Origin of the sequence: Lentzea aerocolonigenes, from assembly GCF_000955955.1 — a bacterium.
GTDB lineage: Bacteria > Actinomycetota > Actinomycetes > Mycobacteriales > Pseudonocardiaceae > Lentzea > Lentzea aerocolonigenes_A.
In genome coordinates, this window is record NZ_JYJG01000071.1 from 46556 (window position 1) to 71054 (window position 24499).

29 protein-coding genes and 2 pseudogenes are annotated in these 24499 nt (G+C 68.0%); 18 read left to right on the top strand and 13 right to left on the bottom strand.

All coding sequences use genetic code 11. From position 1 onward, the window contains the following. Window positions 1-19: 19 nt before the first annotated feature. Window positions 20-2242, top strand: a complete 2223-nt coding sequence (locus UK23_RS12755) for a glycosyl hydrolase family 95 catalytic domain-containing protein (protein WP_045311671.1) — start codon at window positions 20-22, stop codon at window positions 2240-2242. On the opposite strand, the gene UK23_RS12760 is transcribed toward UK23_RS12755, so the two are convergent. Further along, the gene (locus UK23_RS12760) at window positions 2239-3378 is read right to left on the bottom strand and encodes a GNAT family N-acetyltransferase (RefSeq protein ID WP_045311672.1); all 1140 of its coding nucleotides are present in this window, start codon (window positions 3376-3378) and stop codon (window positions 2239-2241) included. The two genes, UK23_RS12755 and UK23_RS12760, sit on opposite strands and share 4 nt — an antisense overlap. A gap of 55 nt (window positions 3379-3433) precedes the next feature. Here UK23_RS12760 and UK23_RS12765 point away from each other — a divergent pair, with 55 nt between their 5' ends. The 4 genes and pseudogenes from UK23_RS12765 (at window position 3434) to UK23_RS53680 (ending at window position 6151) form a co-directional block, all read left to right on the top strand. Beyond that, a complete protein-coding gene (locus UK23_RS12765; RefSeq protein ID WP_045311673.1) occupies window positions 3434-3937 on the top strand; it encodes a DinB family protein in 504 nt (167 codons plus the stop codon). 82 nt (window positions 3938-4019) lie between these two features. Next, window positions 4020-4934 (top strand): NADP-dependent oxidoreductase, encoded by a 915-nt coding sequence (locus UK23_RS12770; protein WP_045311674.1) that lies wholly within the window; start codon window positions 4020-4022, stop codon window positions 4932-4934. A 71-nt stretch (window positions 4935-5005) separates the two neighbouring features. Further along, window positions 5006-5395 (top strand): annotated as a pseudogene (locus UK23_RS53675) (DUF6359 domain-containing protein); the annotation flags it as partial. A 9-nt stretch (window positions 5396-5404) separates the two neighbouring features. Then, window positions 5405-6151 carry an endonuclease I family protein gene (locus UK23_RS53680; RefSeq protein ID WP_419503879.1) on the top strand — a complete coding sequence of 249 codons (747 nt, stop codon included), beginning with the start codon at window positions 5405-5407 and terminating at the stop codon, window positions 6149-6151. Here the strand turns inward: UK23_RS53680 and UK23_RS12780 are convergent. Continuing rightward, window positions 6138-6584 carry an NUDIX domain-containing protein gene (locus UK23_RS12780; RefSeq protein ID WP_419503878.1) on the bottom strand — a complete coding sequence of 149 codons (447 nt, stop codon included), beginning with the start codon at window positions 6582-6584 and terminating at the stop codon, window positions 6138-6140. The two genes, UK23_RS53680 and UK23_RS12780, sit on opposite strands and share 14 nt — an antisense overlap. Before the next feature lie 26 nt (window positions 6585-6610). On the opposite strand from UK23_RS12780, the gene UK23_RS12785 reads away from it, so the two are divergent. Both UK23_RS12785 and UK23_RS12790 read left to right on the top strand, forming a co-directional pair. Then, on the top strand, window positions 6611-7669 hold the full coding sequence (locus tag UK23_RS12785) for a DNA polymerase IV (RefSeq protein ID WP_045311677.1): 1059 nt from the start codon (window positions 6611-6613) through the stop codon (window positions 7667-7669). 31 nt (window positions 7670-7700) lie between these two features. Continuing rightward, entirely contained in the window at window positions 7701-7916 is a 216-nt protein-coding gene (locus UK23_RS12790; RefSeq protein WP_045311678.1) for a hypothetical protein, read from the top strand. Between the two features lie 3 nt (window positions 7917-7919). Here the strand turns inward: UK23_RS12790 and UK23_RS48575 are convergent, their stop codons facing one another. Beyond that, on the bottom strand, window positions 7920-8654 hold the full coding sequence (locus tag UK23_RS48575) for a class I SAM-dependent methyltransferase (protein ID WP_052684608.1): 735 nt from the start codon (window positions 8652-8654) through the stop codon (window positions 7920-7922). Between the two features lie 74 nt (window positions 8655-8728). On the opposite strand from UK23_RS48575, the gene UK23_RS12800 reads away from it, so the two are divergent. The 4 genes from UK23_RS12800 to UK23_RS12815 all read left to right on the top strand — a co-directional run bounded on the left by UK23_RS12800 (window position 8729) and on the right by UK23_RS12815 (window position 12786). After that, entirely contained in the window at window positions 8729-9556 is an 828-nt protein-coding gene (locus tag UK23_RS12800) for a hypothetical protein (protein ID WP_045311679.1), read from the top strand. Between the two features lie 158 nt (window positions 9557-9714). Next, window positions 9715-9894, top strand: a complete 180-nt coding sequence (locus UK23_RS12805) for a DUF397 domain-containing protein (RefSeq protein WP_045311680.1) — start codon at window positions 9715-9717, stop codon at window positions 9892-9894. 163 nt (window positions 9895-10057) lie between these two features. After that, window positions 10058-10924 carry a helix-turn-helix domain-containing protein gene (locus UK23_RS12810; RefSeq protein ID WP_156213061.1) on the top strand — a complete coding sequence of 289 codons (867 nt, stop codon included), beginning with the start codon at window positions 10058-10060 and terminating at the stop codon, window positions 10922-10924. 281 nt (window positions 10925-11205) lie between these two features. Next, entirely contained in the window at window positions 11206-12786 is a 1581-nt protein-coding gene (locus tag UK23_RS12815) for a toll/interleukin-1 receptor domain-containing protein (protein WP_082114610.1), read from the top strand. A 54-nt stretch (window positions 12787-12840) separates the two neighbouring features. On the opposite strand, the gene UK23_RS12820 is transcribed toward UK23_RS12815, so the two are convergent. From UK23_RS12820 to UK23_RS12830, 3 genes are read right to left on the bottom strand one after another with little or no spacing between them, the layout of a single operon-like run. Next, window positions 12841-13722 carry an SRPBCC domain-containing protein gene (locus UK23_RS12820; RefSeq protein WP_231114478.1) on the bottom strand — a complete coding sequence of 294 codons (882 nt, stop codon included), beginning with the start codon at window positions 13720-13722 and terminating at the stop codon, window positions 12841-12843. Between the two features lie 4 nt (window positions 13723-13726). Beyond that, a complete protein-coding gene (locus UK23_RS12825; RefSeq protein WP_045311682.1) occupies window positions 13727-14038 on the bottom strand; it encodes an ArsR/SmtB family transcription factor in 312 nt (103 codons plus the stop codon). 47 nt (window positions 14039-14085) lie between these two features. Beyond that, window positions 14086-14541 (bottom strand): GyrI-like domain-containing protein, encoded by a 456-nt coding sequence (locus tag UK23_RS12830; RefSeq protein WP_045311714.1) that lies wholly within the window; start codon window positions 14539-14541, stop codon window positions 14086-14088. Between the two features lie 75 nt (window positions 14542-14616). On the opposite strand from UK23_RS12830, the gene UK23_RS12835 reads away from it, so the two are divergent. Together UK23_RS12835 and UK23_RS48580 are read left to right on the top strand one after the other, a co-directional pair. Next, window positions 14617-15753: a PLP-dependent aminotransferase family protein gene (locus UK23_RS12835; RefSeq protein ID WP_045311715.1), complete on the top strand. Its 1137-nt coding sequence runs from the start codon at window positions 14617-14619 to the stop codon at window positions 15751-15753. A 316-nt stretch (window positions 15754-16069) separates the two neighbouring features. After that, a complete protein-coding gene (locus UK23_RS48580; RefSeq protein ID WP_156213062.1) occupies window positions 16070-16300 on the top strand; it encodes a hypothetical protein in 231 nt (76 codons plus the stop codon). Here UK23_RS48580 and UK23_RS12845 read toward each other — a convergent pair. Then, window positions 16297-16710 carry a PPOX class F420-dependent oxidoreductase gene (locus tag UK23_RS12845; protein WP_045311683.1) on the bottom strand — a complete coding sequence of 138 codons (414 nt, stop codon included), beginning with the start codon at window positions 16708-16710 and terminating at the stop codon, window positions 16297-16299. The two genes, UK23_RS48580 and UK23_RS12845, sit on opposite strands and share 4 nt — an antisense overlap. A gap of 102 nt (window positions 16711-16812) precedes the next feature. Here UK23_RS12845 and UK23_RS12850 point away from each other — a divergent pair, with 102 nt between their 5' ends. Both UK23_RS12850 and UK23_RS12855 read left to right on the top strand, forming a co-directional pair. Next, entirely contained in the window at window positions 16813-17505 is a 693-nt protein-coding gene (locus tag UK23_RS12850; RefSeq protein ID WP_045311684.1) for an SDR family NAD(P)-dependent oxidoreductase, read from the top strand. Beyond that, a complete protein-coding gene (locus UK23_RS12855; protein ID WP_045311685.1) occupies window positions 17505-18296 on the top strand; it encodes a helix-turn-helix domain-containing protein in 792 nt (263 codons plus the stop codon). The genes UK23_RS12850 and UK23_RS12855 overlap by 1 nt, the downstream gene beginning before the upstream one ends. A gap of 369 nt (window positions 18297-18665) precedes the next feature. Here the strand turns inward: UK23_RS12855 and rnhA are convergent. The 3 genes and pseudogenes from rnhA to UK23_RS12870 all read right to left on the bottom strand — a co-directional run. Next, window positions 18666-19109, bottom strand: a pseudogene (rnhA, locus tag UK23_RS12860) (ribonuclease HI); the annotation flags it as partial. 11 nt (window positions 19110-19120) lie between these two features. Beyond that, window positions 19121-19504: a DUF1801 domain-containing protein gene (locus tag UK23_RS12865; protein ID WP_045311686.1), complete on the bottom strand. Its 384-nt coding sequence runs from the start codon at window positions 19502-19504 to the stop codon at window positions 19121-19123. A gap of 4 nt (window positions 19505-19508) precedes the next feature. Next, window positions 19509-20099, bottom strand: a complete 591-nt coding sequence (locus UK23_RS12870; RefSeq protein ID WP_045311687.1) for a TetR/AcrR family transcriptional regulator — start codon at window positions 20097-20099, stop codon at window positions 19509-19511. Between the two features lie 62 nt (window positions 20100-20161). Here UK23_RS12870 and UK23_RS12875 point away from each other — a divergent pair, with 62 nt between their 5' ends. Continuing rightward, the gene (locus tag UK23_RS12875; protein WP_045311688.1) at window positions 20162-20704 is read left to right on the top strand and encodes an NADPH-dependent FMN reductase; all 543 of its coding nucleotides are present in this window, start codon (window positions 20162-20164) and stop codon (window positions 20702-20704) included. Here UK23_RS12875 and UK23_RS51490 read toward each other — a convergent pair. Then, a complete protein-coding gene (locus UK23_RS51490; protein WP_156213063.1) occupies window positions 20701-20865 on the bottom strand; it encodes a hypothetical protein in 165 nt (54 codons plus the stop codon). The two genes, UK23_RS12875 and UK23_RS51490, sit on opposite strands and share 4 nt — an antisense overlap. Further along, window positions 20862-21815, bottom strand: coding sequence for an amidase family protein (locus UK23_RS54975; RefSeq protein ID WP_045311689.1), 954 nt, complete (start codon window positions 21813-21815; stop codon window positions 20862-20864). Before UK23_RS54975 ends, UK23_RS51490 begins: the two co-directional genes overlap by 4 nt. 10 nt (window positions 21816-21825) lie before the next feature. Between UK23_RS54975 and UK23_RS12885 the strand changes: the two genes are divergently transcribed. Both UK23_RS12885 and UK23_RS12890 read left to right on the top strand, forming a co-directional pair. Then, window positions 21826-22407, top strand: a complete 582-nt coding sequence (locus tag UK23_RS12885; protein ID WP_156213064.1) for a DUF7711 family protein — start codon at window positions 21826-21828, stop codon at window positions 22405-22407. A gap of 37 nt (window positions 22408-22444) precedes the next feature. Beyond that, window positions 22445-23722: a hypothetical protein gene (locus UK23_RS12890; protein ID WP_045311691.1), complete on the top strand. Its 1278-nt coding sequence runs from the start codon at window positions 22445-22447 to the stop codon at window positions 23720-23722. Here UK23_RS12890 and UK23_RS12895 read toward each other — a convergent pair whose 3' ends face one another. Then, the gene (locus UK23_RS12895; protein ID WP_231114479.1) at window positions 23723-24379 is read right to left on the bottom strand and encodes a hypothetical protein; all 657 of its coding nucleotides are present in this window, start codon (window positions 24377-24379) and stop codon (window positions 23723-23725) included. Window positions 24380-24499 lie beyond the last annotated feature (120 nt).

The window sequence follows — 24499 nt, forward strand, 5'->3', positions numbered from 1 at the left end:
TTCGTGGGATGGAGTCGTCGTGCGTTTCTCCCGTCGCACCCTCTTCGCGGGCACCGCCGGTGCGGTCGCCTTGTCGCGGGTCTCCACTGCTTCGGCTGCCTCGGCGGCGTTGGAGGACCAGGTCGACTGGCCGTCGTACCTGGGTGGGCTCGACCCGGTGTGGGCGTCCGTGCCGACGACCTTCTACCAGGGCCCGTTCCTCGGAAACGGTGGCTTGGGCGCCGCTGTGTACCGGGTCGGCAAGCGTTTGGCGTTCCGGATCGGCGACACCCGCGTGCGCGATCACCAGGGGACCGGCGGCACGAACTTCGGCAACGCGCGGCTGCCCATCGGCCACTTCCTGTTCGACACCGCCGGTGACATCGCGGACGTCGACCTGCGGCTGTCGTTGTGGAACGCGGAGCTCACCGGCACCGTCACGACTTCCGTTGGCGTGCTGGAGATCCGGGCGTTCGTGCACGCGTCACGTGACGTGCTGCTGGTCTCGGCCTCGGTGCGCTCCGGCGCGGAACGGGTGAAGTGGACGTTCGTGCCCTCCCCGGCCCGCAGTCCCCGGCTCGACTTCAAGCCCGCACCGTCCGGGCTGAAGACCAACCCGGAGCCCAAGACCAGCGGCACTACGTGCACGCAGGACCTGGTGGCGGGCGGGCAGACCGTGACGAAGTGGCAGATCCGGTCCGGTACGTTGCTGGCCACGGTCGCGCACACGTTCCCCGCGAAGAACGCCGACTCGGTGGCGTCGACAACGCTCACCAGCGCTTCAGTGCTGACTGATGATCAGTTGCGGACCGAGCACCGGTCGTGGTGGAACTCCTTCTACCCCAAGAGCTTCGTGTCGGTGGCCGACACCCGCCTGGAGAGCTTCTACTGGATCCAGCTCTACAAACTGGCTTGTGCAACGCGCCGCGACCGCCCGGTGCTCGGCACGTGCGGACCGTGGCTGGAGCCGACGCCGTGGCCGGGCACGTGGTGGAACCTCAACGTGCAGCTGGAGTACTGGATCCTCAACGCCACCAGCCACTGGGAGCTCGATTCTCTGAGTGCGTCGCTCGACCGCAGCCAGGACGCGCTGGTGGCCAACGTGCCCTCGCAGTACCGCTCCGACTCCGCCGGGATCGCCCGCACGACTCAGGAAGACCTTCGCGGAGGTGTCGCGCAACCGGGCGCGGACGGTGACCCGGAGTGCGGAAACCTGTTGTGGACCTTGCACAACGCGTTCCTGACCTACCGCCACCAGATGGACGACGCCGTGCTGCGCGACCTGGTGTTCCCGCTGCTGCGCCGGGCCGTGAACTACCACCTGCACTTCCTGACGAAGGACTCGAAGGGCGTCTACCACCTGCCGAAGACGTTCTCGCCGGAGTACGGGTCCACAAAGGACTGCAACTACGACCTGGCGCTGCTGCACTGGGGCTGCAGGACGTTGATCTGGGCGCAGGCGCGGCTGGGGTTGAACGATCCGTTGCTGGCCAAGTGGCGTGACGTCATGGACAACCTGGTGAAGCCGCCGCAGGACTCGACGCAGGGGTTCTGGATCGGCGCCGACCTGAAGCTCACCAAGTCGCACCGGCACTACTCGCACCTGCTGTGGTTCTACCCGCTCCACACCCTGGATCCGGCGATCGCGGCCAACCGCGACGCGTTGCAGAAGTCGATGAAGCACTGGCTGAGCTTCACGGGTGCGTTGCAGGGTTACACCTTCACGGGTTCCGGCTCGATGTACGCGTTGCTGGGCGACGGCGACAAGGCGCGCGGCCAGCTGGTCACGTTGCTGGACAAGTACGTGCAGCCCAACACGATGTACAAGGAGTCAGGCCCGGTCATCGAGACGCCGTTGTCCGGCGCGCAGACCATGCACGACATGCTGGTGCAGAGCTGGGGCGGGGTCGTGCGGGTCTTTCCCGCGGTGCCGGCGGCGTGGGCGAGCGTGTCCGTGCACAACGTGCGGACCGAGGGTGCGTTCCTGGTCAGCGCGGTGCGGAAGGCGGGCAAGACCCAGTTCGTCCGGGTGAGGTCGTTGGCCGGTGAGCCTCTCCGGTTGCATCCGGGCAACCTCGCCGGGCCGTTCGAGGTCGTGCGATTCGACGGCTCGGCGGTTCCGTTCCAGGCCAACTCGGACGGCACTTTGACGATCACGTTGGCGCGCAACGACGACGTGGTGGTGAAGACGCGCGGCACGTCGCCGGAGCTGGTGATCGCTCCGGCGGGCGCGAACACGAAACGGTTCTGGGGCTTGCCCTAGGGCAGGTAGAACGTCAGCAGGTCGCTGGTGACCGGCGGGAACAGCGCGTTCATCAGGTCGAACTTCGGGCCGGGGTAGATGTCGCTGAACAGCCGTCGCAGCCCGTCGATGCCGTGCGGGCCGAACAGCAGCGGCGCGAGGAGGTCCGGGGCGATACCGGCTCCGCCCTCCTCGCCGGGGCCCATCATCGTGCCGCCCCACTCGTACGGGCCGATCCCGGTTCCGTCCCAGCGGAAGCGGACGTGGGTGCGGTAGAAGCCGAGCAGCACCTCGGTCGGCTCCTGGCCCTGCAGGCGCTTCGTGAACACCGGGCGCAGGTGCTCGAACAGTTTCGGCACGTCCGGGATGCGCACCAGGTACTGCTCCAGGCCGGGGCGCCGGGCCTCCAGGAACTCCTCCAGCACCGGCAGCCGTTCGACGACCTGGTCCGGATTCACGAGCTGCACCAGCGCTTTGACCGCTGCATCGTCTCCGGCGACCTCGCCCAGCACGACGTCGCCCTCCTCCGGCGGTGTGCTGCGGCCGGTGGCGACCGGGCTGCCGTCGCGCTCGACGACCCACGTGGTGGTGCCGGTGCGGTTGATCAGCCAGCGCCAGCACTGGACCGTGTGGCCCATGCGCAGGTCCACGCCCTGCTGGACGTCGCGCTGGAACCGTTCGAGCGCCGGGATGTCGGCCTCGACCGCACGCCGGATCGTATGTCCTGCAACGGGTTCAGGTTTCCTGACCAGCGGCCTGGTCTGCTTGACCGGGATCGAGTACGTGTAGCCGAACTGGCGGTAGAAGTACGGGATGCCGATCATCACCTGGACCAGGTGACCGCGCTCGGCCGACCTGTCGTGCGCCCAGCCCATCAGCTGCCGCACCAGGCCCTTGCCTTCGTACTCGACGTCCGTGGCGACCTGTTCGACCTGGCCCGCCGGGATGTCGAGGCCGGCCAGCGTCACGGTCTCGTCCATCAGCGTGGCGGTCGAGACGATCCGGTCGCCGTCGGTGGCGACCGCGACCCATTCGCAGCCCGCGTCCGGGTCGGTCATCAGCAGGCGGGCGTCGACGCCGTCACTGGGGTCCATGCGCGAGACGATGAGCTTCTCGACCTGGTCCACGTCCTCGGCGCGCGAGGTGCGAATCTCCACCAGCCGAGTCTTTCCAGGACAGTGGTTGTCCGCAAACGGATTTACCGTTTCCGGCATGGACTGGAACAAGCAGTTGACAGACCAGCTCGACTGGCACTGGCGGGTTCAGGCGCGGCCGCGGCTCGATGGCCTGACCGACGACGAGTACTTCTGGCAGCCCGTGCCGGGCGCCTGGACCGTCCACCCCGACGGCTCGGTCGACTTCGAGCACCCGCAGCCCACGCCGGCGCCGGTCACGACGATCGCGTGGCGGATGGCGCACATCATCATCGGTGTCCTCAACATGCGCACGGCTTCGCACTTCGGTGGCCCGCCTGCGGACTACACGACGTGGCCGTACGCGAAGACCGCTGATGAGGCGCTGAAGCAGTTGGACGACGCCTACGGGGCGTGGATGGCCGGCGTGCGCACGGCCGACCTCTCGAAGCCGGTCGGACCGGCGGAGGGTCCGTTCGCCGAGGAACCGATGGCCACGCTCGTGCTGCACATCAACCGCGAGATGATCCACCACCTCGCCGAGATCGCGCTGCTGCGTGATCTGTATCTGAGGGAGAGTTAGTTACCTTGAAGTGCCTACTTTCTAAAAGTTGGCGCTAACTGCAAGATGGTGCCCATCGAGAACATCGAAGGGGATCATCATCATGCGAGTCATCACGCAGAAGACCGTCGGGGCCGCGTCCGTGCTGGAGGTCGCGGAGGTCGCGAAGCCGGTGCCCGGCGCCGGTCAGGTGCTGGTCAAGGTGGGTGCGGCCGGCGTGAACCCGGTCGACACGTACATCCGCGCCGGTGGCTTCCCCGCGCTCGGCGAGCCGCCGTTCACGCTGGGCTGGGACATCGCGGGCACCGTCGAGCAGCTCGGTGAGGGTGTGGAGGGGTTCGCGGCCGGTGACGAGGTCCACGGGCTGCTCACCTGGCCCGGCACCGGTGGTGGCTACGCCGAGTACGCCGTGGCGAACGCGTCCGACCTGGTGGCGCGGCCGTCGTACCTGACCGTCGAGGAGGCGGGCGCGGTACCGATGGTGGCTTTGACCGCCTGGCAGGCGCTGGTCGGTCGCGGTGGGCTTGCCGCTGGTCAGCGCGTGCTGATCCACGCCGCCGCCGGTGGTGTCGGGCACGTCGCGGTGCAGATCGCCAAGGCGCGCGGTGCGCACGTGATCGGCACGGCGTCGGCGGCCAAGCACGACTTCCTGCGCTCGCTCGGCGTGGACGAGGTCATCGACTACCGGCACGAGGACTTCACCTCGATCGACCCGGTCGACGTCGTGCTCGACACGATCGGCGGCGACTACGCCGAGCGGTCCGCGAAGGTCCTGAAGCCGGGTGGAGTGCTCGTTTCGATCATTCCGGGCAATCCAGGTTTTGACGTTGACCGAGCTGTGGACCTCGGCATCCGGTTCGAGTTGTTCATGGGCGTGTCCGCTTCTGGTGCCGACCTGGCCGCGTTGCCGCAGCTCAAGGTGCAGATCGACCACGCTGTGCCGCTCGCGGACGCCGCGAAGGCGCACGAGCTCGTCGAGTCGAAGAGGACCACGGGCAAGGTCGTCCTGGTCCCGTGATCAAGCGTTAACCATCCGTTGACCGGCTCAACCGATCGTGTGCACAACGTTCACACGATCGGGGAGGGCACATGGCGCGGTGGAGTCCACTTGCGTTAGTCATCGGTTTGTTGGCGGCGGTCGGCCTGTACGGGTCGACCGCCGCTGTCGCAGCAGCTCCGCTCACCGTTGCCCAGGCGATCAGCCGGCAGGACGGGTCGGCGAACACGGTCGGCGGGTACGTCGTCGGGCAGCCCACTGGTGCGAGCACTGTCGTCCGATCGGGTTTTCCTGACGACAACGCGCTCGCGCTGGCCGACTCGGCGTCCGAGACCGGCACCTCGCGCATGATCTACGTGCAGCTCACGACCGACTTCCGGGCCAAGTGGGGCCTGAGGTCGAACCCGTCGCTGATGGGCACCCAGATCTACGTCACGGGCACGCTGACCCCGTACTTCACCCCGCACGCCGGTCTGAAGTCGCCGACGGCGATCACCAGCACCACGCCGCCGACAACGTCAACGTCAACGTCGACAACACCGCCGCCATCGTCGTGCGACGGCTACTACGCGGCGGCCTGCAACAAGACCGGGTCCGCGTTGAAGACGGCGTTGAACAGCATCATCAAGAACCAGACCAAGCTCAGCTACGACGCGGTCTGGGAGGCGCTGAAGGTCACCGACCAGGACCCGGGCAACTCGAACAACGTGATCCTGCTGTACAGCGGCATCTCCCGGGCGAAGTCGGCGAACGGCGGCGGCAACGACAACTGGAACCGCGAGCACGTCTGGGCGAAGTCGCACGGTGACTTCGGCACCGCCACCGGCCCCGGCACCGACCTGCACCACCTCAGGCCGGAGGACGTCAACGTGAACGCGACCCGCGGCAACCTGGACTTCGACAGCGGTGGCTCCACCGTTTCGGAATGCACGGGATGCAAGTACGACGGTGACTCGTTCGAGCCGCGCAACGCCGTCAAGGGAGACGTCGCGCGGATGATCTTCTACATGGCCGTGCGCTACGAGGGCACCGACGGCTTCCCGAACCTGGAGCTCAACGACTCGGTGAACAACGGCACGGCGCCGTACATGGGCAAGCTGTCGGTCTTGAAGACGTGGAGCCACGACGACCCGCCGGACGCGTTCGAGAAGAACCGCAACGAGGCTATCTACGGCATCCAGAAGAACCGGAACCCGTTCATCGACCACCCGGAGTGGGTCTCGGCTATCTGGCCGTGAGTCGTTCGAGGAAGGGGCGTTGCGCGGAGACGATCTTCGCGCTCGCCTCTTCCACGCTGAACCACTGCACGCGGTCGACCTCGGGGAACTCCTTCTTCTGCCCCGACTTGGGCGGCCACTCCATCTCGAACGTGCCCGGCGTGACCGTCTCCGGATCGAGGTCGCCTTCGAGCGCCCACACCGTGATGACCTTGCCGGAGCCCTTGGCCTCCCCGAGCGGGAGCAGCTCACCGTCCGGCACCGGCAGTCCGAGCTCCTCGGTGAACTCCCTGCGCGCGGCGTCTTCCGGCGTCTCGTCCTCGGTGTACTCGCCCTTCGGCACCGACCACGCGCCGGCGTCCTTGCGAGCCCAGAAGGGGCCGCCCATGTGCCCCAGCAGCACCTCGAGCTGCGCGGTTCGCCTGAACAGCAGGATTCCAGCAGACCGTTTCATGCCCTCCATTATCTATTCTGGCCAGCATGGCGGACTGGGTCCTGCACGTGGACCTCGACCAGTTCATCGCGGCGGTCGAGGTGTTGCGCGACCCGTCGTTGCGCGGCAGGCCCGTGGTGGTGGGCGGCAACGGCGACCCGACCGAGCGCGCGGTCGTGGCCACGGCGTCGTACGAGGCGCGGGAGTTCGGCGTGCACTCCGGGATGCCGTTGCGGACCGCGTTCAAGAAGCTGCCGGACGCCGTGTTCCTGCCCGCCGACCACGGGCTGTACGAGGCGGCGTCGGCGGAGGTGATGGCCGTGCTGTGGTCGTTCCCGGTCGTCGTCGAGGTGATGGGGTGGGACGAGGCGTTCGTCGGCGCGTCGGTGGACGACCCGTTCGAGCTGGCCCGGTCGTTGCAGGCGGCGGTGCTGGCCGCGACCGGTCTGCACTGCTCGGTCGGCATCGGGGACAACAAGCTGCGCGCCAAGATCGCGACCGAGTTCGGCAAGCCGGCCGGGACGTTCCAGCTGACCCGCGAGAACTGGGTCGAGGTGATGGGGCACCGGCCGACGTCCGCGCTGTGGGGAATCGGGGCGAAGACCGAGCGCAAGCTGGCCGAGCTGGGCATCGTGACCGTGACGGATCTGGCGTCGGCGCCGGTCGAGGCGCTGGCAGATCGGTTCGGGCCGCGGATGGGCCCGTACTTCCGGACCGTGGCGCTGGGTGCGGGCGACACGGTGGTGTCCGCGACGCCGTGGGTGGTGAAGTCCCGCAGCCACGAGAAGACGTTCCAGCAGGACCTCACGTCGATGGAGGACATCCGGCGCGAGGTCGTCGGTCTGGCCCACCAGGTGGCGGAGGACGTTCGTGTTGAGGGACGGCCGGTCGTGCGCGTGGGCGTGAAGGTGCGGTTCGTGCCGTTCTTCACGAAGGTGCGGCTGATGAAGCTACCTGCGCCGACGTCATCTCCTGACGATCTCGCGGCCGCCGCGCTGACCGTGCTCGACCGGTTCGAACACGGCCGCGCCGTGCGTCTTCTGGGTGTACGCGCGGAATTCTCTGCCGATGATGTCGAACCGACCCCTTCTTCTTCGACGTACTAGTAAGTACACGCTTCACCGCTAGGAGAAGAAGATGACCGCCTCATCGCTCACACACCGCGACCGCGCAGTTCTCAGAGCCGTCGCCGACGGCCGTTGCGAGATCTCCGGAAGCTCCCTGCTCGTCGACGGCCTGTGCTGCGCCGACCAGTTCGCCGGACTGCGCCTGAGGTCCGCGGGCCTGATCAGCACCCGTCCTGGCCCCGCTGCCCTCACCTCGGCCGGCTACGAGATCCTCGCCGCGGCCTGACTTTCAGCTCCTGGGGATCTCGTTCTTGCGGAACACCGACATCAGGTACTTGTTCGCGAACCGATAACCGCCTTCTCCGGTGCGGAACTGTTCGGTCGCGGCCCTGATCTTCTCCGCCACACATTCTTCGCCGTCGGTCTCGATGATCGGCTGGTAGCCGCCTGTGCTCAGGAAGGCGCGCAGCATCGAGTCCTCGTCGGGGAAGTGCTGGGGAATGTCGATCGTCAGTTTCTCGTGCGGTTCCGGGGTCTTCGCGCGCCGGCGTCCGCTGGGACCTTTCACGCTCCACCCGACGGTGATGGTGTCGCTCGGGTGCTCCGGGTGCCAGTCGCACACGACCACGTAGTCGTTGCTGACCCGGACCGCCTCCGCGAACGCCGCCTCGGGATCCTGCGCGAAGAACAGCGCGTTGAACGCCGTGACGACGTCGAACGTGCCGTCCTGCCAAGGCAACGGCCCGAGCGCGCGCACGTGGAACTCGGCGGCGGGCGCGGTCGTCCTGGCCAGTTTGATCATCTCGTGCGACGCGTCGACACCGGTGGCGTGCGCGCCCGCTTCCGTTGCCAGGGCGCAGAACTCGCCGCTGCCGCAGCCGAGGTCGAGCACAGTGCTGCCTGGACCGGTGTTCGTGCGCTCGATCGCGGTCTTCCAGGCGGGCAGGGACATCTTCGCGCCGAGAGCTGCTCGTTGCGCGGCCCGGCGGCCCCAGAGCTCGCCCACCCGCATCGCGTCGGTCATACCGTCGAGGGTAGCCAGGTGATCAACGGGCGCGCTCGCGAAAACCACTGGCCGGTGCGCGGATCATGGTGGGCATGAGTGCGCTGACCCGAGTGCTGCGGGCGTTGGGCGGGGAGGACGCGCTGGACCGGCTCGCGCGGTTGTCCGGCAGCGACCTCACGACCTTGCTGCTCGCGCTGACGCGGCGGCGCGCTTCTGCGTTGTCGGGGCCGGATGTGTTGCGGCAGTACCGTTCCGACCGGTTCGTGGGGCCGTCGTCGATTCCGTTCGGGGTGCTGCGGGCGGCGGAGGACCGGTTGCTGGCCGCGCTGCCGCCGTCGTTCGACGTGGTGGGGCTCGCGCCGGTGGTGCCGCTGGGGACGTGTTCCGCGGTCGCCGAGCTGGACCAGAACAACGTGCTCTCCACGACTCGGGGCACCGAGGTCGCGGCTGATGCGACGAACTCCTTGGCGTTGGAGGCCGCGGTGCGTCGGCAGTCATCTGCCGATGACGTGCGGCTTGCGGCTGTGCAGCGCGTGGTGCGCGCGCAGATGTTCGAAGGAGCCGGGCGGTTCGCGCACTTCACCTTGTTCGCCGCCGTGTCGGCTGGACGTGACCGCGGCTCGCTCGCCTTTGAGCGGCAACACTTCGACGAGCACATCGCGTTGCTGCGCGAAGCCTGCGGGGACGTGGAGGTGCGCGTGACCGTGCTGGATCCGCGGTTCGAGGTGGTGCGCGGCTCGCTGCCCGCGGACCCGTCGCGGCGGACCGGGTACTACAAAGGCTTGTGCTACAAGGTTTATCTGCACGGCGAGGAGATCGGTGACGGCGGGTTCACCGACTGGACGCAGCGGTTGCTCGGCAACCGCAAGGAGCGGCTGCTGATCAGCGGCGTCGGCGTTGACCGGCTCGCTTCGCTCTGATTCCATGTCGTACCAACAACTTCCGCTGCCGGCGTGTCCTTGATCTGACACCTTTCTGTCCACCGGGCGGCGCACCTCTGGCGGTGTCTCGATCAACTTGCCGGACCTAGTCTCGGGTGTGGCCTTGTCGGGTCGGGGACCATGCCGGGAGGGCGACGATGGCGGCGGAGCTCACGTGGAAGCGCAGTTCCTACAGCGGTGGTGAAGCCACCAGCTGTGTCGAATGCGCTGGTGATGGCCGCGCGGTGCGGGTCAGGGACTCCAAGGACGTCGGCGGCCGGTGGCTCGAGTTTCCGCCGGCCGGGTGGCGCGCGTTCCTGACCTCCGTCCAGTTCTGAGTTCAGCCGGACGGGTGTCACCTGGAGGTCTGTCCGAGTTTGATCACCCTGGCTTCAGGCTGCTATCCCTCTCCCTGAAACTGGTCAATTGGTTGACAAGCATTGTGGAACCCCTCCAATTGGCCACTACCAATCTGCTACCTAGCAGATTGAGGGAGGAGGGGTGTTGCCCCCCAAGGAAAGTCCCGTCGTGTTGCAGAAGCGCCTGCTCGCCGAGCTGAGGCAGACGCGAGACGGGCTCGGTCTCAGTCAGCAGGCTGTCGCGGACGCGATGGACTGGTCCGTTTCGAAACTGATCAGGATTGAAAAGGGGGAGAACAAGATCTCCGTCACCGATGTGCAGGCACTCCTGTTCCACTACGGCGTGCGGGACGACGCCCGCGTCGCCGACCTCGTGGGAATCACCAGGGCCATCCGGCAGTCCAAGTCGGAGTGGATGGAGAAGTACCGCGGGTCGTTCACCGAGCAGTTCGCCAAGTTCCTCGAACTGGAGACCTCCGCCATCCGGATCCGCCAGTGCCAGCTCAACGTCATCCCGGGTTTGCTGCAGATCCCGGAGTACGCACTGGCGCTGGTCACGGCATACGGACTTTCAGGACCGCGGGCGAATCGCAGTGTCGAGATCCGCATGCACCGCCAGGCGGTACTGGACCCCGACGGCCCCGAGATCTTCATCATCCTGGACGAGTCCGTGCTGCACCGGGTGATCGGAAGCGAGGACGTGCTGCGCGAGCAGTTGCGGCGGATCAAGGAAGTCGCCGCGCTCGACAACGTGACGATCCGGATCCTGCCCTTCTCGGCCGGCATCCACCCGGCCATGAAGAGCTCGTTCTCGATCCTCGAGTTCTCCGAGGGGGAGGAGGACTTCGCTCTGCTGCTGGAACATCCGGGTCGCGACGACCTGATGACGTCAGGGCCGGAGCTCAAGGAGTTCCTCGGCTACTTCTTCCAGGTGGAGGAGTTCGCGCTGCCCGCGGAGGAGACGCCGAAGGTGATCGACCGGCGGCTCGAGGAGTTGGGAGGTCTTTGATCCGCAAGGCCGGGCGGGTGGCTGTTGGCGCAGCCACTCGCCCGATGGCTTCCACAACCGAACCCCAGTCCCATGAGGCGAGGCGATGTCACCGTCCGTCAGCGTATGACGTTCGATCCCTGATGAGTGCCGCCATCCAGGTCCCGTTCGGGTGATTGGTCCTCGCCGCACCGGTCCAGCCGGATCGGTGCGCGACCACACCCGCAGGAGGCGCACCATGTGCAACGACACCAGAGATCGCGTTCAGCCCCTTGAGGTTCTCGACTTGAGAGGGCAATGCGATGGCCATATTCGTTAGCTACAGCAGTAGCGATGGAGGCCCGACCGCGTCGGCGGTGGTGGGAGCGTTGCGAGCACGCGGTTTCGACGTGTTGTGGGACGGAGATCTCAGCATCATCCACCCGCTGTCCATTCCGGCCTGGATGGAGACCGCGGTCCGCGATCGGACAGTCCTGGTCATCGTGTCCGACGACTACCTGAAAGCGTTGCTGTCCAACGACTTCGTGGAGCGCAGGGGAGTGCGCTACGAGGCGGGGCTGGTGCGGCACAAGATCTACCACCACGGCGGTGCGCACGGGTGCGCGGTGCTGCCGGTCGTGCCGCCGGGGATCGACGCCAACGCGTTGCCGTCGGTGCTGCAGCAGTTGGTGATCCACCGGTTCGATCCGGGTAGCCGCAACGGTGAGGAGGAACTGGTGCGAAGTCTCGGTGCGCTCGAGATCGGGGGTGGTGTGGTGCGTGCGGAACCAGAAGGCGTGTACCAGACCCGGATGATGCTGGCCGGCCTGGAGGCCTGCCCGCAGTCCTCCGCGCAGGCCTACCAGCTGGCTTGTGCGCTGGTGGAGCAGGGAGAAGGCGACCTGGAGCTCGCCAGGGCATTCGACTCGGTCGTCGGCGTGGCCAAGGCGCACGGCGACGTGGGGCTGGTGAGCCGTTTGTCCGACGTGTGTTTGAAGACGCTCTCGTCAACGTTGCCACTGAAGGGCGAAGGCGCGTTGAAGGCGAAGGTCCTGGTGTCGGGCCAGTCGTGGCACCTGTTGCGGGAACACCGTTTCAGCCAGGCGGCGTCCGTGGCCGAGGAGGGGGCGCAGATCGCGAAGAAGTACCGCGACCTGGACACGGCGGCGCGCGGGCAACGTGCGCACGCGCGCGTCCTGTTGCACATGGCGATGGAAGCGCTTCCGTACGACCGGGAGTTCTACCTGCGCAACTGCGAGCATCTGCTGATCCTCGCCACGACGCTGTTCCGCTCCATCTCCGGTCCGACGAGCGAGGAGGTCGGGGTGTGCGCCTCGCTCCAGGCGGAACGGCAGCTGCTGCGGTACGAGATGACGCGGGAACGCTCGGAGCTGGGCGCGGCATTCGAGCGCGCGCAGGCTGCCGAGGCACTGCTGACGCCGGGCACGGAGCCGTACCAGTGGCTCACCGTGCTGCAGGCCAGGCTGTGCCTCGCCGCCCGGAAGTACAACGAGGGCAAGGAGTTCGTCACCGACGTCATCACCACCGCGGACTTCCCCGAGGTGGTCGCCAGGTCTCTGCAGGTGCGCGCCGACCTCATGCTCGCCACCCGGGATCGTGCGGAAGCGGTGCACGACCTTCTCCTCGCAGAAGAGCAGTTCCGCTCGCTCGGCTGCGAGTACGCGGCGGCGACGTGCTGGTGGACGATCGCCAGGATCGACTCGACCAAGCTCGTCAGCTTCCGGCTGACCCCGGCCGACGTGCTCCGGCTCGAGGATCTGGCGCCGGATCCGCGCGACCGGCGGCTGGCCGTGCTGGAGCACGAACACCGGGCGGCTCGGCGGCTGGGGCGGCGGGCCACGCCGGACTGGGCCTGCCTGGTCGATCGGGTGCAGCACGAGTGATGCCCTTTGACGCGGCCGTTGTCACCGGACGGCCGCGTTCTGGGGGTTTCCGGGTCAGCGCTCGGCGTAGCGCTTGGCCAGCTCCTCCTCACGGTCCTTCGGCCACGGGCCGCGGATCTCGCCCTGCGTGGCGGCGAAGAACAGCTCCAGGTGCACGTGCCAGGCCGCCAGCGCCTCGGGGCCGTGCGCGTTCTCCTGGACCAGCGTGACCGTGCTGCCCTGCAGCTTGACGTGCTCGAACTCCCAGCGGACGACGCCCTTCGGCTCGCCGTCCTGGAGCCATTCGAACTCGAGCAGGTGCGGTGCCTCGGCCCTGGTGACCTTGCCCGGGGTGAGGCCGGGGTGAACGGCGCGAGGCGGGACGGCGTCGTCGATGCCCTCGGTGAGGAGCTGCCAGACCTCGTCCAGCGGCTTCCAGACCAGGTCGCGGACGAAGGTGACGCCCGCGGGCTCGTCGGTGCCCTCGTCCAGGCCGAACTCGGCGATGTAATGCTCGATGATCGGCAGCCACTCCGTCGGCGGCTCGAACTTCGTGCCGTCGGCGTGGGCGACGAGTGCGTCGAGGCAGGTCGTCCAGCCGGGGGCGTCGCGGCCCACGGAGAGCTTGTTCGTGACCACGGCGGTGAAGACGAGCAGGCAGCCGTCCTCGCGCGGGAGGATCTCGAAGCGCAGCACGTCGTTGAGCCAGCGGAAGGCGAAGACCTTCGGCGGGTCGGACTCGATCACCTCGCCCTCGCCGCCGTCCGCGTCGACCGGCGCCTCGGACGGGAAGGTGAAGCTCATCCGCCGGCCGTCGATCGTGACCTCGGCCGGGAACCAGTGCTTCATCTCGGCCGGTTCCGTGACCACCCGCCAGACCTTCTCCGGCGAATGCCGCAGCCTGCGCTCGAAGCGCAGGACGGGCTTGCCCTCGATCATCCGCAGTTCGGCGTCCACGGGTTCAGTCTCCTTCGATCTCGTCGAGCCGGCGTTCGAGTGCGTCCAGGCTCTTCTCCCACATCCGCCGGTAGGGCGCGAGCCAGGCGTCGATCTCGGCCAGCGGGCCGGGGGCGAGCCGGTACCAGCGCCGTTGGGCGTCGGTGCGCACCTCGACGAGACCGGCCTCGCGCAGCACCTTGAGGTGCTTCGAGACGGTCGGCTGGGTGAGCGTCAACCGGTCGACCAGGTCACCGACCGGCCGCTCGCGGTCCCGCAGCAGGTCGAGGATCTCCCGGCGACTCTGATCGGCCAGCACGGCGAATGTAGATGCCATGCCAGCAATATAGCCCACACGGCATATATGCGCGAGCCGGTCCGAGGTCAGTCCGCGAGCCTGATGGCCACCTCCGTCGTCCACTTGCTCGAATCCGGCTCCACGGCCGGGTCGGTGAAGTAGGTCTCGAGGCGGGCACCCCATCTGTCGCCGTCGCGGTCGAACCGCACGGTGTGCGCGAGCAGCCCCTCGGTGACGGCGGCCAGCCCGTCCGGGCTGCCCTCGTGCACCGCCACCACGTACTGACCGGCGGGCAGCGTCGCGGTGAACACCTCGCCCTCGTCCGGCACCTCGGCGATCGTGGGGATGCCGGCCTCGACCTCGAACTCGTCGCCCGACACGCGCAAGTACCGGAAGAACGGTGCGCCGAGTATCGGTAACTCGCGATCGGCCAGCCACTGCATGACCTCGGGAAAGCGGTGGGCGATCTTGGCGAACGTCTCGAGCGTGACCGTGGCCCTGACGGCGGCGTAGGGCTGGGCTCCACGTGTCTCAATGTCCATGTCCGCCACGCTAGTCACGACCACCGACAGAAAATGCGCATCCGGCCGGAACCCGCGCCGGTTAACGTGAAGTTCATGCACCGCACCCTCCCCGTGGCCAGCTCCCCGGTGCGCGATCTGCTCGCGCTGACCTCCCGTCCCGAGGTGATTTCCTTCGCGGGTGGACTTCCCGCCCCCGAACTGTTCGACCAGGACGGTCTGCGCGCCGCCTACGACCTCGCCCTGCGAGACCGCTCAGTGCTGCAATATGCCCCCACAGAAGGAAATCCGGTCCTGCGCTCGCTGATCTCCGATCGGCTGACCGCCCGCGGACTGCCCACTTCGGACGTGCTGATCACCACGGGCTCGCAGCAGGCGCTGGCCCTGGTCGCGACCGCCCTGCTCGAACCGGGCGCCGTCGTGGCGGTGGAGGAACCGACGTATTTGGCCGCGCTGCAGTGTTTCCAGATGGCGGGAGCCCGGATCGTCCCGGTCGCCGCCGACGCCGAGGGCATGGACATCTCGGCGCTGCGGTCCGTTGTGGCCTCCTCGCGGCCATCGATGTTGTACTTGGTGCCGACGTTCGCGAACCCGACGGGCCGCACGTTGTCGTCTTCGCGTCGCGCCGAGATCGCCGCGCTGGCTTCGGAGCACGGCTTCTGGGTCGTCGAGGACGATCCGTACAGCGAGCTGCGCTACCGCGGATCTCCTGTCGCACCGCTCGCATCCATCAGCGACAGAACCATCTACCTGGGCAGCTTCTCGAAGATCGGCGCTCCGGGCATGCGCCTCGGCTGGCTGCGCGCACCTGCCTCGCTGCTGCGCACCTTGACGATCGTGAAACAGGCAGCCGACCTCCACACGTCCACTGTGGACCAAGCGGCGTGCGCGGCCTACCTGACGCACAACGACCTCGACGCGCACGTTGCCCGCTTGCGCGCGGCTTATGGAGAGCGGCGCTCAGCGATGGTCGCGGCGCTGCCTGGCGCATTTCCCGCCGGCACCACGTGGACCGATCCGGACGGCGGCATGTTCGTGTGGCTGCGCCTGCCGGGCTCCGCCGACAGCGCCGAACTGCTGAAGGAAGCTCTGACCCATGACGTCGCCTTCGTGCCGGGTGCGCCCTTCTACGCTGTTACCCCGGACCACGCGACGCTGCGGATGTCGTTCACCAGCAACACACCCGCGGAGATCGCCGAGGGCATGGCCCGCCTGGCCAAGGTGTTCTGGTGATCGCTCATGCCGAACTGTCAGACCTCGTGAGTACGTTGAAACGCAGGGGTTCCCGATTCGGGGGTACCCCTGCGCGAGCGCTCGAGGATCGCGGCTGTTGCACGTGAGCGGGAGGCACTGGTTGGGCGCGGCAGCCCGGCCGCAGAGGCTTCATGATCGCGAACCAGTGTCAGACCCCGTGAGTACGTTGAGATGTAGGGGTTCCCAGCTCGGGGGTACCCCTGCGTGAGCGTGCCCGGGCTGCATCACGTGGGCGACGAACCTCGGCCTGCTGCCCGCACCGCTTTCCCAGCTCGCCCCACTCGGCGGCCGGCGGGTGGCGAACTTCGACGTCTCCAGCGTGCGGCGCGCGGACGGCACCCCGTTCGGCCGCACGCTGACCAAAGCCCTGCGGGACGCGGGATTCACCTACGACAACCGCCACCGTCGCGTCGGCTACACCGGCTCGGGACGGCCGCGGCTGCCGTTCACCTATCTGGGCGCGGACGACAAAGCCGGTCCGAACTACACGAGCCAGCCCGCCGTCCACTCCTGCTACGAGGTCTAGAACGCCCAGGGGCCGACGCCCGCCACGCGGTCGACCTTGATGCGCGTGACGAAGCCGGGTGGCGGGTTGTCGAACGGCGGGAACTTCACGTCCGGGCCGAGATAGGTGTGGGCGAGGCGTTGGAGCAGTTCCGGCGCCCCGCCCTCGGTGATGCGCGCGGTGCCGTAGATGACGAGGTGCTCCTGCAGGCCCATCTCGTTGATGACGGGGGTCTCGAGGGACAGCACGACGCGGCCGTCGTTGCGGATGTTGCGGACCTTCTGGTGTGCCATCAGGTGGCCGGAGACGATCTCGTCGCCGTCCAGGCCCACCCAGATGATGGTCACCTGGGGTGCGCCGTCCTTGCCCAGCGTCACGAGGTGGCCCAGCGCGTTGGACTCCAGCACTGCCCTGGCGGATTCGGGAAGCATGACGAGGACGCTACGCCGGTTCGCGGGGCTCAGCCTGGTCTTGGCAGACCCAGGAAAGAGCGGGTCTGGTTCCCGGCGGCGCGACGGCCGAGTCTTGGGGACATGAAGACGTTTCTGATCACGGGTGGCGGTAGCGGTATCGGGCTGGCGACGGCTCGAGTGCTGGTCGAAGAGGGTGCGCGGGTCGTGGTGGCCGGACGGTCTCCAGAGCGGTTGGCGTTGGCGTGCAAGGAGATCGGCGTCGAGACGGTCGTCGCGGACGTGTCGAAGCTGAGCGACGTCGAGGCGTTGATGGAGACCGTCGGGGAGGTCGACGGCCTCTTCGCGAATGCCGGAGTCGGGGTGTTCGCGGAGTTCGGGAAGATCACCGAGGAGGACGTGGACCGGGTGCTGGCCACGAACTTCAAGGGCGTCTACTTCACCGTGCAGCAGGCGCGGCTGAAGCCGGGGGCGTCGGTGGTGCTCAACGCTTCGTGGACGGTGCACCGCGGCTTCCCAGGCGCGTCGCTGTACACGGCGAGCAAGGCGGCGGTGCACAGCCTGGCGCGGACGCTCACGGCCGAGATGCCGCACGTCCGGGTCAACACGGTGAGCCCCGGCTACATCGCGACGGACATGTTCCACGAGAACGTCGAGGACGGCGAGCCGTTCCGCAGGCAGGTGGCGATGGGGCGCCTCGGCGAGCCGGAGGACGTGGCGCACGTGGTTTCGTTCCTGTTGTCCGAACGCGCGGCGTACGTGACGGGTCAGGATTTCGTGGTGGACGGCGGACTGGTCGGGGCGATCCCGGCATGATGGGGTCCGTGAGTGAGTTGGGGGAGTTTCTTCGTGCCCGGCGTGCAGCGCTGGACCCACCGGAGCGGGCGTCGCGACGGCGCGTTCCAGGGCTGCGCCGCGAGGAGCTGGCGCAGCTGGCCGGGATCAGCGTCGACTACTACACGCGCATGGAGCAGGGGCGTGCGTCCAACGCGTCCGACTCGATCCTGGACGCGCTGGCCGCGGCACTCGGCCTCGACGGGGCTGAGCGCGCGCACCTCTACCGGCTGGCGCGGCCCACGCGGGTGGCGGCGTCGTCGGAGGAGGTGCGGCCCGCGCTGAGGTGGCTGCTCGACGCGTTGCAGGGCGTGCCCGCGATGGTGCTCGGGCGGCGGCTCGACGTGCTGGCGTGGAACCCGTTGGCCGCGGCGCTCGTCACGGACTTCCGCGAGCAGCCGAACATGGTGCGCTACATGTTCACCGACCCGGCCGCGCAGGAACTGTTCGTCGGGTGGATGGACTGCGCGCGCGAGAACGTCGGCTACCTGCGTGCGGACTACGGCGTGCATCCCGACGATCCAGCGCTGCTCGCGCTGGTCGAGGAGCTGTCCGCGGCGTCACCGGTGTTCCGCTCGTTGTGGGCAGAGCATCCGGTGCGCGAGCGAGGGCCGATGTTCAAACGCGTCAACCACCCGCAGCTCGGACCGCTGGAGCTGGCCGCGGAACCGCTGACGTCGGACGCGGGACAGGTCCTGGTGACTTACGTGGCTGCGCCGGGCAGTCCGTCCGAGGATGCGTTGCGGTTGCTGGCTTCTCTCGCTGTCACGTGAGCTTCGCCCGCGGATCCGCTGACGTCGGATGCGGGACACGTTCCGGCGGGTCGGCCAGTCCGTTCGAGAAAGCGTTGCGGTTGCAGGCTTTCCTCGTTGTTCACGTGAACTTCGCTGCTAGCTGAACAGTTCCAGCGAGTCCTGGTGGTACTCGCACCGGCCACCGCCGGTCGCGATCGTGCAGGGCATGCCCTTCTTCGCGAGGGCACCGCACTGCAGCGCCGGGTCGTGCACGTGACACAGGCCGTTGGCGCCGGCGGTGATCGGACACGGCGTGCCCTTCTTGGTGGGCGCGCCGCACGGTTCGCCGCTGAGCTCCCGCGGTTGCTTCGCCTTGGCGGGCTTCTTCGGTTTTGCCTGGGGCTGCTTGACTTCCCGCCCCGTCACCTCCTCCACTCCGCGCACGGCCAATCGGTCCGCGCGCTCGTTCTCCGGGTGGCCCGCATGGCCCTTGACCCAGTGCCACTCCACCTCGTGCCGGTTGGCGGCTTCCTCCAGGCGGCGCCACAGGTCGGAGTTCTTGACGGGCTCACGTGCCTTCGTGAGCCAGCCGTTCGCCTTCCAGCCGTGGACCCACGAGGTGATGCCGTTTCGGACATATGTGCTGTCCGTGTAGAGGTTCACGGTGGACGGACGCGTGAGGCTCTCCAACGCCATGATGGGCGCCATCAGTTCCATGCGGTTGTTCGTCGTCGGGCCGATGTCACCGCCGTACATGTCCTTCTCATGCTCGCCGTAGCGCAGCACCGCACCCCAGCCGCCCGGACCGGGATTGGGGCTGCAGGCGCCGTCGGTGTAGATCTCGACCTCCATGCGTCATGAGGCTACCGACGGGGTCTGACACTGTTCCGCCGGCGGTTGTTGACGATGATGTGACGGAACATCTCGACGAGCGCGGGCGCGTTGATCGGCTGGTCGCGGTACACGGAGATCATGCGCGCGGTCTTGTTGCCGTGGCCGCTCGTGATGATGTTCTGCGGGTCCGGCACGATCGCCTTGTCGTAGAGCATCACGTTCACGTGGTCCTTGGTGCCGAGCAACGCGCAGATGTTGCCGTCCAGCACGAAGTACGGCCGGTTCGTGCGCTTGATCGTCTCCTCGACGTCCGGGTCGGCCTCGTGGACGAGCCTGCGGACCTCGTTGCAGATCTCCTGCTGCCACTCGGGCAGCCCGGCGATGTAGTCGTCAACGCGCGTGTCGGTGTGCATAGCCCTATGTCGCAGCCGTTCGTCGGTTCTCGACATCGTGCCCGTGCAGGAAGACCTTCACACCCGCGGCGATGTCGTCGTCGTCCGGCCGTGAGCCTCTGATGGCGGGGTCGCCGGTCAACGTGAGCACCAGCAGGTGGATCGCGGCCCGTTTCGGGTCTCGGAAGCCGAGCTTCTCCAGTTCGCCCGCGAGCGCCTTCCTGACCTTGTGCGGCCCCGTGTCCAGCCACGCCTCGATCGCCTCGGCGGGGATGTGGGTCAGCTCGGCGTTGATCTGCCGGACCAGCGCGAAGTGCTCGGCGTGACCAAGCTGTGCGCCCATGGCCTTGCCGAACTCGACGAGGTCCTGCTCGAGGTCCGTGATCTTGTGGAAGTGTCGCTCGATCAGGTGGATCTGGTCCTGCGCCGCCTCGTTCGCGCTGGTCTGGATGACGTGGCGGAAGAGATCAGCCTTGTCCGCGAAGTGGTTGTAGAGCGTGCGCGTCGAGACCTCGGCCTCCTTCGCGATGCCGTCGATGCTCGCCCGCGAGTAGCCGTCCCTGGCGAACACGCTCAACGCCCCGCGCAGGATCGCCTGCCGCTTGTCCGGTCGCATGCTCCGGATCTTAGTACAACGAGCGTTGCATTAAGTACCACGAGCGTTGTACTTTGGCTGCCATGCGAATCGCAGTGATCTTGGGGAGCACGCGTCCGGGCCGTCGTTCCGAGGCAGTGGCGCAGTGGGTCGTGAACGTCGCCAATGCCCGCACCGACGCGTCGTTCGAGCTCATCGACCTGGCCGACGTGGGTTTGCCACTGCTGGACGAGCCGGTGCCGGCGATCTTCGGCGAGTACGCGCACGCACACACACGCGCCTGGGCGTCGCGCATCGCGCAGTACGACGGCTTCGTGTTCGTGACGCCCGAGTACAACCACTCGTTCTCGGCTGCGCTGAAGAACGCCTTGGACTACCTGTACGCGGAGTGGAACGACAAGGCGGCCGGCTTCGTGGGCCTCGGCGGCAACGGCGGTCTGCGCGCGGTCGAGCAGTTGAGGCTGGTGCTGGCGGAGCTGAAGGTGGCGACAGTGCGCACTCAGGTGGCATTGGGGCGCGGCGAGCTGCAGGAAGGGTTGCAGCAGGACGAGCAGCTCAACGCGATGCTCGACGAACTGGTGGCGTGGGCGTCGGCGTTGCGCTCGGTGCGAGCCGTCGCCGCCTAGTCCAGCCGGTCCGGCTCGCTGCGGATCGGCGGGATGATCTCGATGACGTGCTTCAACGCCGCGACCGGCAGATCGGCCGGGAACTCCGGCATGTACTCGTTGGCCCACGGCTCGAAGCAGAGCCACAGGGACTGTTGTTCGGCGCGCACCACGAGGTTCATGGCGGCCAGGGTGCAACCTCCACCGCGCTGGAGGTCAACACGGCACGGGCGGCGGCGATCAGGTCCGCTTCCCGGCCGTGCCGCGCGACGGCCTGCAGACCGACCGGCAGGCCTTCGGAGTCGAAGCCCGCCGGGATGCTGATCGCCGGGTGCCCGCTGAGGTTGAACGCCCAGGTCAACGAGGTGTTGATGCGCGCACCCGGTCCGTCGTGGCCGTGCGGCGGGCCTGGCGTGGTGGGGGTGAGCAGCAGGTCGGTGGTCTCGAAGAGCTCGTCCAGCACGGGGTTGGGGCCGCAGCGGTTGGCGAACCAGTCCCCGGCGGGATCCGTCAGGGCCAGGTCGACGTGCTGGGGCCGCAACGCCTCGGCTGCTCGGCGGGCGATCCTGGCCTGTTCGTCGTCGACCTCCGCGAAACCCAGGTCCGCGGACCAGACGGCGGTGGGGGAGCTGACCTCCGAGGTGCCCGTGTAGATCGCGAGCAGCGAGGGGTCACGGGTGAAGACGCCGATCGCGGCCCGTTCCGACGACGTCGTCTTGAGGCCCAGCACACCGCACCACGCGGCCGGGACGCGGATCGAGCCCGCGCCGTCGACGCCCGTCGCGAGCGGGACGATCCCAGCAGCCACTGCGACCGCGGATCCGGCGGACGAGCCACCGGGCGTGCGGGAGAGGTTCCATGGGTTGCGTGTGAGGCCACGAGAGTTGCGGCCCCACGTCTGCCAGGGAGTGCTGCCGTCGGGCGTGGTCGTCAACCCGATCGGGACGCAACCGAGCGCCGTCAACGCTTCCCGGTGGCTCCGGCGCTCACCTCGCTTCACGGCGATGGGCATGCCGGCGAGCGGCAGTGACGGGTCGACCGGTGCGAAGGAGCTGTAGACCTCGTGGAAGGCGCAGAGCACCGGTTCCACGCGCTCCAGCCGGGCCAAGGCTTCAGGCACCACGTCCGGCATGATCCTCCACGTGAAATGGACCCGCGCTGTGCACCACCTGGCCGAGCTCGCCGAGAAGTGCGGTGAGCTGCCGACGACCTTCTTCCGCTTCCAGGTGGTCGAGCTGTGGGTGTTCGGCGAGCTGCTGGACGTGCCGAAGGACCTGGAGACCATCGAGGTCGCGCTGGTGACGGACCTGCCGGTGGACGAGGTGCCGTGGTGCACCGAGCCGGTCGGCGCGGAGCACTGGGCGAACTCGACGCGGTTGTCGCGCAACCCGTTCAGCGCGCGGTGGCGGTCCAAGGACGCGCCCGTGTGGAACCACCGGATCGAGCGGCCCGCGCTGATCTGGAGCGCGGTGGACGGGATCAACGAGGAAGCGCTCGTGGCGGTCAACGACGGCACGGCTGAGCTGGTCAGGATTCCGGCACCCGCACCCGATGAGCTGAAGAAGCGGGTCGAGGACGAGCTGGCGGTGAGCTTGAAGGCGTTGCGCGTGGCAAACCAGGACTACACCGACCGCCGCTGGAGCCCCGGCAAGCTCACGCCGTACTCGGATGCGTTGTGGCGCACCACGACCGGCTACCTCGACCTGCTGGATGTGCTCAACTGACCCAACTCGTCCCGGCTGCTGGGCTACGTTCCGCACTGTGCGGAACACTCTCGGCTGGCTCTGGGGTCCGGTCGCGCTGGCGTTGCTCGGCCTGTTCGTCGTCAGCGACTACGACCTGTTGTCGACCAACAGCCCATATTCCGGGCTCAGCAAGTACGACTTCGCGAGCCTGGGGCTCCCAGCGCTCGCGGTGATCGCCGGGGTGTGGCTCACCAGGCACTGGCCGTGGCTGCTCACCGCGGGCGCGCTCGGCGTGCTCGTCAAGGTGATCGAGGCACAGGCGCACTTCGCGATCTATCGGCCGGGCGCCTCTGGCATCGTCGCGTCCGTCGGTGTCGCAGGGACGGTGCTGATCGTCATCGGTGCGCTCGCGGCCGCCCAGGACGCCGCGCTGGCAGCGCTGGTCGTCGGGGCGCAGGTGCTGGCCACCCTGTTCCGCGGGCTCGACTGGCTGGACAACCTGGCGTTCCACCCCGCGGGCCTCGACATCGTCCTCGCCGTGCTCGCGGTGGCCGGTGGCGTGCTGTCGGTCTACGGCGTGCGCACGGGCAAGACACCGCAGTCCGAACCGATGTCCCGGCGTGCGGCGGTGGTGGGCACGGCGGCGGCGTTCCTGCCGATCGTGCTGGAGGTGGCCGGCAACGTGATCACGTTGCCCCGGCTGCTGGCCACGATCGTCGCGGGGGCTGTGCTGCTGCTCTGCACCGCCGGACTGACCCTCGCACTGGGCAGGGCCGCGCTTCTCGCCACGGCGACGGCGGGCTTCGTGCTGTTCGCCGTCGCCGCGCCGGTCAACCTGGGCATGTACTTCGCGGGAAGCCAGCTCACGACGTACGGATCGGCCGCGGTGATCGGGCTGGGCTTCGGCGTCCTCGCCGCGCGCCTGGGCAAGTCGACGGTCGTGGCCGCCGCGGCCTGCGCGGTGCTCGCCGTCGTGATGTGGACGTCCGTCGAGGTCACGGGTCACTACGAGGACATGGTCCAGGGCGGCCTGGGATCGCTGATCATCGCGCTGGCGGTGGCCGCGGTGACGTCGTCCGCCGCCACCGCGGCCAACGCGGTCACGGGCCCGTTTCCCGTCGCCGTCGGCCCGTTGCTGCTCGCGTTCGCGCTGGGCTTTCGCACGGTGGTCCAGCTGTTCCTCGCCTACGACAAGGTCCCGCAGCAGCTGCCGGAAAGCGAGTACATCTCGCTGTGGGCCGCGCTGGTGGGCATCGCCGCGCTGGCACTCACGACGATCGCCCTGCTCGACTTCAACCGCGAACGATCACCAGTTGCGAGCGCGCCACTCGGCCAGGGGCCGCCAGCTCGCTGATCAAGGACGTGGAAGTACCACCGCGATGTTGGCCACGTCCTTCAGCAGCGTCGTGGTCGCCTGGCCCTGCACCGCTTCGGACTCGGCGATGACGACCATGGATCCGTTGGACCGGGACGCGTAGTGCCGGCCGGTGAACTTGATGCCGCCCAACTGCAGCGCCTCGGTGGCGAAAGGCGTCACGTCGCCGGTTCCGTAGGTGTCTTCCAGCTTCTTCAACTCACCGGCCTCGTCGGCAGACGGCATCTTCACCCACATCACCGATACGGCGATGACGTTGCCCTGCGCGTCACCGAGCGCGAACAACATCTGGTCGAGGGAGTCGCACGGGCTCCGCAGGAAGAACTGCTGAACTTGGCCGTACGACTGCACGGCGCAGCGGAGGTCGTGCTTGACGGTGTCCCTGATCTCCCGCAGCGCCTTGCGTTGCCACGTCCTGGCGCGATTCCTCTTGCGCGGGTTGTCCTCCTTGCTCGACTTGGCGTTCTGCTCCGCGGCCGAATCGAGCGCGGAGCCGACCGACTCGGTGGCGGTACCACCACCCGCGGCGGTCAGCAGACCGGCCACGACGGCGCCTGCGACAACCGTGCCGGCCGCCTTGCCCTTCGGGGTGAGCGGATATCGCGTGCCGTCTGGGCGGGTACGGAACTCCGGCACATCGCACTCCTCTGACTCGATGCGAGAGGTGCCCGGCATCCTGTTCCCGACAGGCATCGGCCCGTGACGTTATGGGCGGGAACCACCCGGATGAACCAAGGTGGGCGCGGAAGCGGGCCG

Coding starts and splice junctions, on each gene's coding strand:
- UK23_RS48575 (WP_052684608.1), bottom strand. CDS start 8,654: ATGACCGACGCGATGCGGGTGGGCGAGCTCTGGGGCCGCCGGGCCGCG.
- UK23_RS12785 (WP_045311677.1), top strand. CDS start 6,611: ATGGCGGACTGGGTCCTGCACGTGGACCTCGACCAGTTCATCGCGGCG.
- UK23_RS12875 (WP_045311688.1), top strand. CDS start 20,162: ATGCGAATCGCAGTGATCTTGGGGAGCACGCGTCCGGGCCGTCGTTCC.
- UK23_RS12835 (WP_045311715.1), top strand. CDS start 14,617: ATGCACCGCACCCTCCCCGTGGCCAGCTCCCCGGTGCGCGATCTGCTC.
- UK23_RS12815 (WP_082114610.1), top strand. CDS start 11,206: ATGGCCATATTCGTTAGCTACAGCAGTAGCGATGGAGGCCCGACCGCG.
- UK23_RS12770 (WP_045311674.1), top strand. CDS start 4,020: ATGCGAGTCATCACGCAGAAGACCGTCGGGGCCGCGTCCGTGCTGGAG.
- UK23_RS12790 (WP_045311678.1), top strand. CDS start 7,701: ATGACCGCCTCATCGCTCACACACCGCGACCGCGCAGTTCTCAGAGCC.
- UK23_RS12825 (WP_045311682.1), bottom strand. CDS start 14,038: ATGGCATCTACATTCGCCGTGCTGGCCGATCAGAGTCGCCGGGAGATC.
- UK23_RS12765 (WP_045311673.1), top strand. CDS start 3,434: ATGGACTGGAACAAGCAGTTGACAGACCAGCTCGACTGGCACTGGCGG.
- UK23_RS12800 (WP_045311679.1), top strand. CDS start 8,729: ATGAGTGCGCTGACCCGAGTGCTGCGGGCGTTGGGCGGGGAGGACGCG.
- UK23_RS51490 (WP_156213063.1), bottom strand. CDS start 20,865: ATGAACCTCGTGGTGCGCGCCGAACAACAGTCCCTGTGGCTCTGCTTC.
- UK23_RS12870 (WP_045311687.1), bottom strand. CDS start 20,099: ATGCGACCGGACAAGCGGCAGGCGATCCTGCGCGGGGCGTTGAGCGTG.
- UK23_RS12780 (WP_419503878.1), bottom strand. CDS start 6,584: ATGAAACGGTCTGCTGGAATCCTGCTGTTCAGGCGAACCGCGCAGCTC.
- UK23_RS12865 (WP_045311686.1), bottom strand. CDS start 19,504: ATGCACACCGACACGCGCGTTGACGACTACATCGCCGGGCTGCCCGAG.
- UK23_RS12805 (WP_045311680.1), top strand. CDS start 9,715: ATGGCGGCGGAGCTCACGTGGAAGCGCAGTTCCTACAGCGGTGGTGAA.
- UK23_RS12830 (WP_045311714.1), bottom strand. CDS start 14,541: ATGGACATTGAGACACGTGGAGCCCAGCCCTACGCCGCCGTCAGGGCC.
- UK23_RS12850 (WP_045311684.1), top strand. CDS start 16,813: ATGAAGACGTTTCTGATCACGGGTGGCGGTAGCGGTATCGGGCTGGCG.
- UK23_RS12845 (WP_045311683.1), bottom strand. CDS start 16,710: ATGCTTCCCGAATCCGCCAGGGCAGTGCTGGAGTCCAACGCGCTGGGC.
- UK23_RS54975 (WP_045311689.1), bottom strand. CDS start 21,815: ATGCCGGACGTGGTGCCTGAAGCCTTGGCCCGGCTGGAGCGCGTGGAA.
- UK23_RS12855 (WP_045311685.1), top strand. CDS start 17,505: ATGGGGTCCGTGAGTGAGTTGGGGGAGTTTCTTCGTGCCCGGCGTGCA.